The sequence below is a fragment of the Terriglobales bacterium genome (assembly GCA_035457425.1).
Taxonomy (GTDB): Bacteria; Acidobacteriota; Terriglobia; order Terriglobales; family Acidobacteriaceae; genus JACPNR01.
Map to the genome: position 1 here is coordinate 1 of DATIBR010000106.1, position 10,683 is coordinate 10,683.

Below are 10,683 nucleotides of genomic sequence, written 5' to 3' on the forward strand. Positions count from 1 at the left end.
GGAGCAGTAGCGGCCGGACGCCGTTCAGTGAATCGTCCGCATCTTCCGGCTCATGTAATCCATCAGCAGGTACTGGCCCAGGTTGTAGGGGGTGGTGAAGTAGGCCTTGCCGCGGCACATCTCCGTCACCTTCTGCACGAACTGGACCAGCCCGAAGTCCGACGCCAGCATGAAGGTGTTGATCATCACGCCGGCGCGCTTGCACTTCGAGACCTCCTGCAGCGTCTCGCTCACGACGAGCGGGTCGAGGCCGAAGGCGTTCTTGTAGATGCGGCCGTCTTCCAGCGTCAGCGCCGAGGGCTTACCGTCGGTGATCATCACGATCTGCTTCATGTCCTTGCGCTGGCGTTCCAGGATGCGCTGCGCCAGCCGTAGCCCCTCGCGGGTGTTCGTGTAGTACGGCCCCACCTTCACGCGCGCCAATTGCGAGAGCGGAACCTCCTCCGCCGAATCGTGGAACAGGATGAGCGAGAGCGAGTCCCCCGGGTACTGCGTGCGGATGAGGTGTGAGAGCGCCAGCGCCACCTTCTTCGCCGGCGTGAACCGGTCCTCGCCGTACAGGATCATCGAGTGCGAGCAGTCGAGCATCAGCACCGTCGCGCACGACGACTGGTACTCGCACTGGTGCACCTGCAGGTCGGAGTACTCGAGGTTCAACGGCAGCTCCAGGCCTTCGCGCTGGATGGCGCTGGAGAGCGTGGCTGTGATGTCGAGATTGAGCGTGTCGCCGAACTCGTAAGGCTTGGCCGCCCCCGAGGCCTCCACGCCCGTGGCCAGGTCGCGCGTGTCGTGCCGCCCGAAGTTCGCCTTGCCGAGCGAACCGAGCAGGTCGCGCAGCGTCTTGAACCCAAGGAAGTCGAGGCTCTTGTCGGTCACTTCGAAGCGCACGTGCTGCTGCGCGGGTCCGGTCTGCCCGCCGAGCGACGACTGCTTCGCCGGGTCGTGCGGCTGGTCGATGGTGATGAAGTCCTGCTGCTCCAGCCGCTCGATCAGCCGCTCGATGACCTCGTCGAGCTGTCCTTCCATCTGCATCTGCTCGAGCTGCTCGCGCAGTTCGTCCTCCCAGTCGCCGGACTCGAGCGCTTCCTGGATGGCGCGCTTCAGGTCCTCCATCGTGCGCTCGCCATCCTGCATCTCGTAGAAGCCGTACGAGTCATGGAAGCCGGACTGCAGCAGGTAGTCGGAGAGCGCGTTCAGCAGGTCTTCCAGCGACACGCCCTCGGCCGCGTCGGCGACGTACTTGGAATAGCGCGTGAACTTCATTTCGCCGGCGCTGCCAGGTCCACCGGCACGTTCAAAGTCCCGATCATGCCGGTAGGATTGTCGCGCACCGCCAGCGCCAGCTCGTACTGGCCCGGCGGCAGCGTGAGCTCCAGCTGCATCAGCAGGCCCTTTTCCTGGACCTGCTGGAACTGCTCGTTGGTCACGGTGGTCGCCACGGTCGAGCCCTTGCTGTCGACCATCTTGCCGTTGCGCATCGCGCTGACGACGAAATCCAGGTCCAGCTTCTTGCCCTTCTCGCCGGCGTCCTGGATGGTGAAATTGCCCATCGGCACGCGGAAGAGGACGGGCACCGTCGTCTTCGCCGCCGGCGCGGACGAGGTGATGCGCGCGTCGAACATCAGCATGGTCGAGGGCGCCAGCCCGGAGAGGCTGACCGCCTGCGCCAGCTCGTTCTCTTTGTCCTTCTTGCTGCCCTTGGAGAAGTCGATCGCGTAGTAGCCGGTGCGATGCCGGACCGTCAGGCCGGGGCGCTTCACGCTGACCCTGATCTTGCGGAACCCGCCGTCGAATTTCTTCTTGTCGGGCGAGTACGAGACGGCGTAGTAGGTGCCGCCATCTTCCGAGGCGAGGGCGACCGCCTTGTCGATGTCGTTGCGATTGATGTAGTAGCGCCCACCCGTTTCCTGCGCGATGGTTTTCATGTTGGCCTGCGAGTCGGAGATGGCCTTGCCCGACGCGGCCACGTTCCCGCCGTACTCGCTGCCCATCACGAGCAGGCCGGAAGAGTTCAGGCCGCTCGAAGCGGCGTTCGTCTGGTTGGTGCTGCCGAACAGCCCGCGCGCGTCCACCGCATAGACGGAGATCTGCGCCTGCTGCAGCAGCGAAGCCATTTCCTTCACGCTGCGCGCCGCTTCCTGGCGCACGTTCTGCTCATACGCGTCGTAGCTCATTTCGCGCTGCAGCGGCGGAGGGGCGGTCGGGTCGTTCGACGGCCGCTCGCCGAGCACGGTCGTTACCGTCATCTCGCTCACGTCCAGGGTGATGGGCACGCCCGCCGTCAGCCACACCAGGTTCTTCCGTCCGGGGATGCCGATCATCATGCGCGCGAGCGCGCTCAGCGCCGCAGTCGTCGCTCCCACGCGTACCTGCTCGTTGTACGCGGCGACGCCCCCCGCCTGGAACGCGTTCAGGGTGGAGATGAGGGACGCGGTGCGTCCGAAGCCGCCGCCACCCCGACCGCCTCCGGCCGCCATCGCGCCCGGATTCACGGTCGGCGTCACCTGCGGGCTCGCTGTCGCCGTCTTCTGTGACTGGAGACCGCTCTTCTCGATGGCCGCCGCCAGCAGTTGCGGGTCGTCGGTAAAGCTTTGCAGCTTGTGCAGCGAAGTGTCGAGCGCGTACACCGCGATGCGATGCCCCGGCTTGGTCTGGCTGGCGGCGTAGCGGATGAGCTGCTCGCGGCCGAACGCCATGTGCTCGAACGGCGTGTTCAGCGCGTCGACCAGCAGGATGGTGTAGTTGCCGCGCGGCGCCAGGAACTCCGGGCGGTTGCTGTAGATGGTCTCCGGCAGCGTGTCGAGCTCGCCGCTCCCGCCGCGGATGAGCTCGAAGCTGGTGAGTTTCTGCGGCTTGCCGCTTTCCTCCACCACCAGCTCGTCCGGCTTGAGGTCGAGCACGGGCTTGCCGGAGGCGTCGGTGACCATGACGTCGAGCGCCACCACGCGGCTGTTCACCCGGATGGTCGGCGTGACCTCCTGCTGCTTCGCTTCCTGCGCCGCGAACATGGCGGAGAGCAGCGCTCCCCCCAGCACGATCAAGAACAGGCGTCGCATGGCATCACCTCGGAAAAGGGGATCAGGGAACTAGTTGTAGCCTCGCCGCGAGCGCGGCTCGCGCTGCGGCGCCTCGCCGAACGCCGGCGCCGCCTCCGCGCGCGCGTGCTTCTCGCCCGCGGAGTACACCCGCTCTTCGTTGCGCCCGATGCGCTTGTGCGCGTGCAATCCTTCCAGCACGAACTCGGCCGCCGACACGACCACTTCCGGCCGGTCCTTCAGCGAGACCTGCAGCGGGCTCAGCTTCTCCACCAGGCCCTGGATGTTCTTCAGCCCGGCGAGCACGTCCTTCGCGCCCGCGCCGTCGGCCACCTTGATCTCGCCGCCCAGGTCGAACCACTGCACCACCTGCTGCAGGTTCGCCTCCTTGAAGTAGCGGTCGAAGGTCTTGGCGACGGCCGCGCGGATGAGCTCCCGCGCCACCTGGTCGGCGCCGCGCATCTCGCCTTCGTATTCCAGCTCCAGCTTCCCGGTGATGGCGGGCATGGCCGCGTAGACGTCGGCGATGCGCGGCACCACGTGGTCCTCGCCGTTGCGGATGGCACGCCGCTCGGCGTTCGAGATCACGTTCTCCAGCACGCTGATGGGCAGCCGCTGCGACACGCCCGACCGCTTGTCGATCTTCTTGTCCTCGCGCGCCGCGAACGCGATGCGCTCGATGACCTCGCGCACGAACCCGGGCACGTGCAGCTGGAAGCCGTCGCGCTCCACCCACGCCTCCTGCGTCGTGATGGCGATGCCTTCCTCGACGGTGGCGGGGTAGTGCGTGCGGATCTCCGAGCCGATGCGGTCCTTGAGCGGCGTGATGATCTTGCCGCGCGCGGTGTAGTCCTCCGGGTTGGCGCTGAACACGAGCGCCACGTCCAGCGGCAGCCGGATCGGGTAGCCCTTTATCTGGACGTCGCCCTCCTGCATGATGTTGAACAGGCCCACCTGGATCTTGCCGGCGAGGTCGGGCAGCTCGTTGATGGCGAAGATGCCGCGGTTGGCGCGCGGCAGCAGGCCGTAGTGCACGGTCAACTCGCTCGCCAGCTCGTGCCCGCCCCGCGCGGCTTTGATGGGGTCGATGTCGCCGATCAGGTCGGCGATGGTCACGTCCGGCGTCGCCAGCTTCTCGACGTAGCGGTCTTCCGGCGCGAGGTACGCGATGGGAGTGTTGTCGCCTTCCTTCGCGACCAGCTCGCGGCAGCGGCGACAGATGGGCGCGTACGGGCTGTCGTGGACCTCGCAGCCCGCGATGTAAGGCGTCTCGGCGTCGAGCAGCCCGGTGAGCGCGCGCAGGATGCGGCTCTTCGCCTGCCCGCGAAGCCCCAGCAGGATGAAGTTGTGGCGCGACAGGATGGCATTGACCAGTTGCGGCACCACCGTGTCGTCGTACCCCACGATCCCGGGGAATGCGCTCTCCCCCTTGCGCAGCTTGGCGATCAGGTTCTCGCGCAGCTCGTCTTTCACGCGACGCGACCGGAGACGTGGTTCGGAGAACGGGCTGCGGCGCAGCTCGCCGAGCGTACGGGGAACGGACATGCGGTGAGGCCCCCTGAAACTGCCTGCTTGCTGCTACGGATTATACGCCGCGCGGAATTGCAGGTTTCAGATCCCAGATCGCGGGATCGCCTGCCGTCGCGAGCGTCCCGCCGCCCTGTTCCGCGGTCTGCGCTCAGACCGCGTGGCCGTTGCCGCCCGACTTCTTGCGCGCCTTGAGCGCCCGCTTCAGTCGTGGCACGAGCGATTCGTAGTACTCCACGATCAGTCCGATGCGCTTGGCTTCCGACCGCGACTCCAGCAGTTGCTGCTTGAAGTCCAGTTCGAGCGGCAGGCCGGAGGTGATGAGGAAGGAAAGATTCGGACCGGGCTCGGGAGGGTTCTCGGCTTCCACGTCGGCGAGCGCGAGCAGGTCGAGGTAGAGCCGGATGGCGCGCTGTGCCGCGGTGGTGGAGGCCTCGCTCGGCTCGTCGTCGAAGAAGGCGACCTCCCCGCGCAGGAAACTGCGTTCCTGGTCGAGGGCGATCGTCTCGAAGCGCCGCCGGCCCTCGGTCAGGATGTCCATGCGGCCGTCGTCGTAGCGCTTGATGACGTCAAGGATGGCCGCGGTGCAGCCGGCGGCGGCGATGCCGTCATTCACCACGCGCACCACGCCGAACTCCGTCCGGTCGCGCAGGCACTCGCCGATCATCTCCTGGTAGCGCGGCTCGAAGATGTGCAGCGGCAGCGGCACGCCGGGGAAGAGCACGACTTCCAGCGGAAACAGCGGGAGGAGCGGCATCGCTCAGTGGATTCTAGTCCTTGACTTGGTTGGAGGAGAGGAATAGAAGCTGCCCCATGCACAACGTGAACGGGAAGATCGTGGTCATCACCGGCGCGTCGATGGGCATCGGCGAGGCGCTGGCGCGAGCGTTCGTCGAAAACGGCGCCGAGGTCCTCATGGCCTCGCGCGACATCAACCGCGTGGAAACCGCGCGCGAGCGCATCGGGCGCCACGACAAGACCGAAGCCGCCAGATGCGACGTGACCGTGCGCCAGGACGTGGAGCGCCTGCGCGAGCTGGCGGTCAAGACCTACGGCCGCATCGACGTCTGGATCAACAACGCCGGCTACGGCCTGAACGATTCAGTCGAGAACATGGACCTCGACGAAGCGCGCAAGATGTTCGACACCAACGTCTGGGGATTGCTCCACGGCATGCAGGCGGTCATCCCGCTGATGAAGCAGCAAGGCAGCGGGACCATCATCAATATCTCCAGCGTCGCCGGCTACATCGCGGTGCCCTACATGGCGGCCTACTGCGCGACCAAGCACGCGGTGAACGCGTTCTCGCACGCGGCGCGCGTCGAGCTCATGGGCACCGGCGTCAACGTGCTCAACGTCTGCCCCGGGTACATCCGCACCAACTTCCAGGACAACCTGGTGCGGGGCAAGGACCGGCTGCGCTACGGCGGGGACGCGCGCCGCGGTGGCACGCCCGACGACGTCGCCGACGCCACCCTCAAGGCCTACCTGAAAGGGAAGCGCGAGATCGTGGTGCCCGCCAGCAACGCGCTCGCCATCCGCATGTACCAGCACTCGCCCGGCATCGTCGACCGCATGATGAAAAAGAACATGAAGCGCACCGACGCCGAGCCCGCCGCCTGTTAGCCGCCGAGCTCTTCCAGCATCGCGCTCATCTCGCTCTTGGCGTGCTGGTTGCCGGTGCGCTCCGCCGAGGCGATGCCCGCGCGCAGCCGCTGCTTGGCTTCGTCGTTGCGGCCGGCCGAGGCCAGCGTCTGCGCCGCCATGAAGTACGCGGCTGTGTAATCGGGATTCGCCTGGAGGAGCGCGTCGAACTCGCGCAGCGCGCCGGCGGTGTCGCCGGCGTTGCGGTACTCCATCGCCAGGCCATACCGCGCGAAGGCGTCGGTGGGATTCTGCGCGAGGAATTCCTTGAGCATGTCGGCGCGGCTGGCCATGTCCTTTTCTCCTACAGCGGATGCCGTAACCCCAATCTTCTGCACAGGCGGTGGAAAACGCAACTTGCATCCTGCTGTAGAATCCCGCGCGGTGTCATCCTGAGCGCGCGCGAAGGATCTCACGGAAGCGGCTTTCTCGTGAGATGCTTCGCCGCTGCCGCGGCTCAGCATGACAAGCGCGAAAAAGCCATGGCGTGTCCGTACTTCATTCCCGAGCACCGTTGCGACGCCGAACTGTGGCAGCACCGCGCGCGGCTGCCGCTGGGCGACGGCTTCGTCGGCTTCTGCTGCGCGCAGGAGAAGCCGTACCAGCCGACGCAAGACCAGCTGCGCGAGCTCTGCAACATCGGCTACGCGAAGTCTTGCCCGCGGCTGCCGCACGACCGCGACGCCGATTCGGTGCGCTTCATGGGCAGGACGAGCGACGGCTTCGTCGCCATCAAGTACCTGCTCGAGCGCGGACACGCGCCGGTCAGCGACGGCGAGCTGCGCTACGACCCCGCCACCGCCCGCTGGAGCACGCCGCACCCCGACGAGCGTGTGCAGAAGAAGGCGCAGTGTTATCTTGAGTCGTACCTGGCGCGGCATCCGGCCGCCAAGGCCACGACCGCAAAATGAACGACGGCAAGCCCTCCAAGGATTCGATCGAAGCGAACGTCCCCCGCACGCTCGAGCCGCGGCCGGTGCGCGAGTCCCAGTCGCAGATGGCCGAGGTCATCTTCCCCAACGACACCAACCCGCTCGGCAACCTGATGGGCGGCCGCCTCATGCAGCTCATCGACGTCGCCGGCGCCATGGCCGCGCATCGCCACTGCCGCAGCTACGTCGTCACCGCCTCCATGGACCACCTCGACTTCCTCGCGCCCGTCCACGTCGGCGACCTGCTGGTGCTCAAGTCGAGCGTGAACCGCGCCTTCCGCACCTCCATGGAGATCGGCGTGAAGTGCTGGGTGGAGAACTACATCACCGGGCAGACGCGCCACATCAGCTCCGCCTACCTCACCTTCGTCGCCATCGACCGCGAAGGCCGCCGCCTCGAGGTCCCGCCCGTCGTCCCCGAGACGCCGGAAGAGAAGCGCCGTTACGAAGGCGCCGGCCGCCGCCGCGAGCACCGCATCCAGGAGCAAGCCGCCCGCAAGAGGACAAGACAGTAGCTGGTGGGCGCCGGCCACGCGCCGGCGCGAGACCATGCCCCCGCGTTCCGCCGCGTATAATCAAAGGTTCCAGAGGAGTCTTCGTGAGCCACATGCATGCAGGCGGCGCGCCGCAGCGCGGTCCGCAAGCCATCCCGGGCGTCGAGAACATCGTTGCGGTCGGCAGCGGCAAAGGCGGCGTCGGCAAGACCACCATCGCCGTGAACCTGGCCATCGCGCTGGCCAAGCTCGGCCACAAGGTCGGCCTGCTCGACGCCGACGTCTACGGCCCAAACGTCCCGCTGATGATGAACACCAGCGCGCAGCCCAAGGTGGTGGGCGAGAACCGCATCGAGCCGCTCGAAAATTACGGCGTCAAGCTCATCTCCGTCGGCTTCCTCAACCCCGGCGACAAGCCGCTGGTCTGGCGCGGGCCCATGCTCCACCAGCTCATCCGCCAGTTCCTGCAGCAGGTGGAGTGGGGCGAGCTCGACTACCTTGTCGTGGACCTGCCGCCCGGCACCGGCGACGTCGCCATCTCGCTCATGCAGACCGTGCCCCTCACCGGCGCCATCGTCGTCTCCACGCCGTCCGACGTCTCGCTCCAGGACGCCCGCAAGGCCATCGAGATGTTCCGCCAGGTCAAGGTCGACATCCTCGGCATCGTCGAGAACATGGGCTACTTCACCTGCCCGCACTGCCACCACGAGATCGACATCTTCTCCAAGGGCGGCGCCGAGCGCACCGGCAAGCAGTTCGGCATCCCGTTCCTCGGGACCATCGAGCTCGCGCCCGACATCCGCAAGGGCGGCGACTCGGGCTCTCCCGTCGCGCTCGCCGGCCCCGAGGACCCGCGCGCCAAGTCCTTTTTCGACTTCGCCGAGCGCGTAAAGGTGCGCCTCGAAGAGGTGAAGGCCGCCGCGCCCGACAACGTCATCCAGATCCAGTAGTTTGGCAGTCTGGTGCCCGGAGTGCTAAGCGTTGACGCTGCGGGGCACTCTCCCTACAATCAAGGGTAGGGGATTGTCTGCGACTTTATCGTAAGTCGCTGCATCCAAAGGGATTATGGCGGAGAAGCAGACCGTAGGGCCGCGCCAGCGCGAGATCCTCACGGCCATCGTCGAGACCTACATCGCGACCGGAGAGCCGGTAGGCTCGCGCACCATCTCGCGCGCGAATAAGGACGGGCTGAGCGCGGCGACCATCCGCAACGTGATGGCCGACCTCGCCGACGCCGGATTTCTCGAGCAGCCGCACACTTCCGCGGGCCGCGTGCCCACGCCGCAGGCCTACCGCTATTACGTCGAGCAGATCTCGGGCAAGGCGCACCTTTCGCAGGCCGACCAGGGGATGATCCAGCAAACGCTGGGCGGCATCTCCGACCCGCAGGAGTTCCTGGAGCGGACCTCGCGCGTGCTCTCGCTGGTCTCGCACAGTGTCGGCGTCGCGGTCGCCGGCTCGGGACCGAGCAACGCGCTCGAGCACATCCATTTCTCGCGGCTGGCGGAGAAGAAGATCCTCGGCGTGGTGGTGGCGAAGGGCGGCGTCGTGCGCGACCGCGTGTTTCGCGTCGAGCACGACCTCTCGCAGGCGGACCTCGACGCCGCCGGGCGCTACCTGAACGAGAACTTCCGCGGCTGGACGATGGAGAAGGTCCGCCAGGAACTCGTACGGCGCCTGGAGCAGGAGCGCAGCGAGTACGACAACCTCATGCGCAGCGTGCGCGAGCTCTACCAGGGCGGCGCACTGGGCGGCGAGACCGCGCGCAGCGTGTTCGTCGAGGGGGTCTCGAACCTGGTCGTGAGCGAGGCAGACCGCGACCGGTTGCGCCAGCTGATGCGCACGCTGGAAGAGAAGCAGCGCGTCGTCGAGCTGCTGTCCGCGTACGTCGACGAGCGCCAGGAGGCGGTGCGCGTGGTCATCGGATTGGAAGAAGCGCTTCCCGAGATGCGGAATTTCGTGCTCATCGGCGCCCCGGCGCGCGTCGGGCAGGAGATGATGGGGTCGCTCGCCGTCATCGGGCCCACACGCATGGACTACGAGCACACCATCACCGCGGTGTCCTACATCGCGCAACTCTTCGACAAGATCCTGAATGGGACGGAAGAATAAGGGCCATGAGTAAGCCGAACGGAAAACACGGCAAGGAAGCCGAGCTGGAGACTCCGGAGCTGGAGCACGAGCTGCCGCCCGCGGAGGAGGACGGCTTCGTCGAGAGCCAGCCGGGCGCGCCGGAGAACCAGGCGCAGCCCGCCGCCGACGAGCTGTCCAGGCTGCGCAGCGAGCGTGATGCGCTGCTCGACCGCCTGGCGCGCCTGCAGGCCGAGTTCGAGAACGCGCGCAAGCGCTCCGCCAGGGAGCAGCAGGACTATCGCGACTACGCGCTCACCGAGGCGGTGAAGTCGCTGCTGCCCATCCTCGACAGCTTCGAGCGCGCGCTCGCGCACCGCGACAACGCGAAGGAGTTCCAGTCCGGCGTGGAGCTCATCCACAAGCAATTGGCCGACGCGCTCGGCAAGCTCGGCGTGAAGCCGGTCGCCGCTGCCGGGCAGCCCTTCGACCCGCACGTCCACGAGGCCGTCGAGATGGTCGAGACTGATCGCGCGCGCGACAACCACGTGCTCGACGAGCTGCAACGCGGCTACAAGCTCAAGGACCGGCTGCTGCGTCCCGCGATGGTGCGCGTGGCCCGCAATCACAAGAAGTAGAAGAGGACCCCTCTGCCGACCCGGACCAAACGCGATTACTACGAAGTGCTCGGCGTGAGCCGCACCGCGACCGACGTCGAGATCAAGAGCGCCTACCGCAAGCTCGCGCTCCAGTACCATCCCGACCGCAATCCCGACAACCCGGACGCGGAGGAGAAGTTCAAGGAGGCGAGCGAGGCTTACAGCGTGCTCGCCGACGCGGACAAGCGCGCGGCCTACGACCGCTTCGGTCACGCCGCGGTCTCGGGCGCGGGCGGCCCCGCCGGCTTCGACCCCTCCATCTTCACCGACTTCAGCGACATCTTCGGCGAGATCTTCGGCTTCGGCGACATGTTCGGCGGCG

At 66.9% G+C, this 10,683-nt stretch carries 12 protein-coding genes; 7 read left to right on the top strand and 5 right to left on the bottom strand.

Going from position 1 to position 10,683, the window contains the following annotated elements:
* Positions 1–24: 24 nt before the first annotated feature.
* The 4 genes from VLA96_07975 to VLA96_07990 form a co-directional block, all read right to left on the bottom strand.
* Complete coding sequence (locus VLA96_07975) at positions 25–1,263, bottom strand: VWA domain-containing protein (protein HSE49127.1); 1,239 nt, start codon at positions 1,261–1,263, stop codon at positions 25–27.
* Positions 1,260–3,056 carry a VWA domain-containing protein gene (locus VLA96_07980; protein HSE49128.1) on the bottom strand — a complete coding sequence of 599 codons (1,797 nt, stop codon included), beginning with the start codon at positions 3,054–3,056 and terminating at the stop codon, positions 1,260–1,262. The genes VLA96_07975 and VLA96_07980 overlap by 4 nt, the downstream gene beginning before the upstream one ends.
* A 30-nt stretch (positions 3,057–3,086) precedes the next feature.
* Complete coding sequence (locus VLA96_07985) at positions 3,087–4,580, bottom strand: hypothetical protein (protein ID HSE49129.1); 1,494 nt, start codon at positions 4,578–4,580, stop codon at positions 3,087–3,089.
* A gap of 133 nt (positions 4,581–4,713) precedes the next feature.
* Positions 4,714–5,319 carry an LON peptidase substrate-binding domain-containing protein gene (locus VLA96_07990; GenBank protein HSE49130.1) on the bottom strand — a complete coding sequence of 202 codons (606 nt, stop codon included), beginning with the start codon at positions 5,317–5,319 and terminating at the stop codon, positions 4,714–4,716.
* Positions 5,320–5,375: 56 nt separating this feature from the next.
* Here VLA96_07990 and VLA96_07995 point away from each other — a divergent pair, with 56 nt between their 5' ends.
* Complete coding sequence (locus tag VLA96_07995) at positions 5,376–6,188, top strand: SDR family NAD(P)-dependent oxidoreductase (protein ID HSE49131.1); 813 nt, start codon at positions 5,376–5,378, stop codon at positions 6,186–6,188.
* Here VLA96_07995 and VLA96_08000 read toward each other — a convergent pair.
* Complete coding sequence (locus VLA96_08000; protein ID HSE49132.1) at positions 6,185–6,499, bottom strand: tetratricopeptide repeat protein; 315 nt, start codon at positions 6,497–6,499, stop codon at positions 6,185–6,187. The two genes, VLA96_07995 and VLA96_08000, sit on opposite strands and share 4 nt — an antisense overlap.
* 189 nt (positions 6,500–6,688) lie before the next feature.
* Between VLA96_08000 and VLA96_08005 the strand changes: the two genes are divergently transcribed.
* From VLA96_08005 to VLA96_08030, 6 genes are all read left to right on the top strand, one after another.
* Entirely contained in the window at positions 6,689–7,117 is a 429-nt protein-coding gene (locus VLA96_08005; protein ID HSE49133.1) for a hypothetical protein, read from the top strand.
* The gene (locus VLA96_08010) at positions 7,114–7,653 is read left to right on the top strand and encodes an acyl-CoA thioesterase (GenBank protein ID HSE49134.1); all 540 of its coding nucleotides are present in this window, start codon (positions 7,114–7,116) and stop codon (positions 7,651–7,653) included. The genes VLA96_08005 and VLA96_08010 overlap by 4 nt, the downstream gene beginning before the upstream one ends.
* Positions 7,654–7,745: 92 nt before the next feature.
* Positions 7,746–8,582, top strand: coding sequence for an Mrp/NBP35 family ATP-binding protein (locus VLA96_08015; GenBank protein ID HSE49135.1), 837 nt, complete (start codon positions 7,746–7,748; stop codon positions 8,580–8,582).
* A 115-nt stretch (positions 8,583–8,697) separates the two neighbouring features.
* Positions 8,698–9,744: a heat-inducible transcriptional repressor HrcA gene (gene hrcA, locus VLA96_08020; protein HSE49136.1), complete on the top strand. Its 1,047-nt coding sequence runs from the start codon at positions 8,698–8,700 to the stop codon at positions 9,742–9,744.
* Positions 9,745–9,749: 5 nt separating this feature from the next.
* The gene (gene grpE, locus VLA96_08025) at positions 9,750–10,340 is read left to right on the top strand and encodes a nucleotide exchange factor GrpE (GenBank protein HSE49137.1); all 591 of its coding nucleotides are present in this window, start codon (positions 9,750–9,752) and stop codon (positions 10,338–10,340) included.
* Between the two features lie 54 nt (positions 10,341–10,394).
* Positions 10,395–10,683, top strand: a 289-nt coding sequence (locus VLA96_08030; protein ID HSE49138.1) for a DnaJ domain-containing protein, incomplete at its 3' end; no start/stop codon positions are given.

What these genes read in the sequence shown, in the direction of transcription:
- hrcA (HSE49136.1), top strand. Translation starts at nt 8,698, where the DNA reads ATGGCGGAGAAGCAGACCGTAGGGCCGCGCCAGCGCGAGATCCTCACG.
- VLA96_07990 (HSE49130.1), bottom strand. Translation starts at nt 5,319, where the DNA reads ATGCCGCTCCTCCCGCTGTTTCCGCTGGAAGTCGTGCTCTTCCCCGGC.
- VLA96_07985 (HSE49129.1), bottom strand. Translation starts at nt 4,580, where the DNA reads ATGTCCGTTCCCCGTACGCTCGGCGAGCTGCGCCGCAGCCCGTTCTCC.
- grpE (HSE49137.1), top strand. Translation starts at nt 9,750, where the DNA reads ATGAGTAAGCCGAACGGAAAACACGGCAAGGAAGCCGAGCTGGAGACT.
- VLA96_08005 (HSE49133.1), top strand. Translation starts at nt 6,689, where the DNA reads ATGGCGTGTCCGTACTTCATTCCCGAGCACCGTTGCGACGCCGAACTG.
- VLA96_08000 (HSE49132.1), bottom strand. Translation starts at nt 6,499, where the DNA reads ATGGCCAGCCGCGCCGACATGCTCAAGGAATTCCTCGCGCAGAATCCC.
- VLA96_08015 (HSE49135.1), top strand. Translation starts at nt 7,746, where the DNA reads ATGCATGCAGGCGGCGCGCCGCAGCGCGGTCCGCAAGCCATCCCGGGC.
- VLA96_07975 (HSE49127.1), bottom strand. Translation starts at nt 1,263, where the DNA reads ATGAAGTTCACGCGCTATTCCAAGTACGTCGCCGACGCGGCCGAGGGC.
- VLA96_08010 (HSE49134.1), top strand. Translation starts at nt 7,114, where the DNA reads ATGAACGACGGCAAGCCCTCCAAGGATTCGATCGAAGCGAACGTCCCC.
- VLA96_07980 (HSE49128.1), bottom strand. Translation starts at nt 3,056, where the DNA reads ATGCGACGCCTGTTCTTGATCGTGCTGGGGGGAGCGCTGCTCTCCGCC.
- VLA96_07995 (HSE49131.1), top strand. Translation starts at nt 5,376, where the DNA reads ATGCACAACGTGAACGGGAAGATCGTGGTCATCACCGGCGCGTCGATG.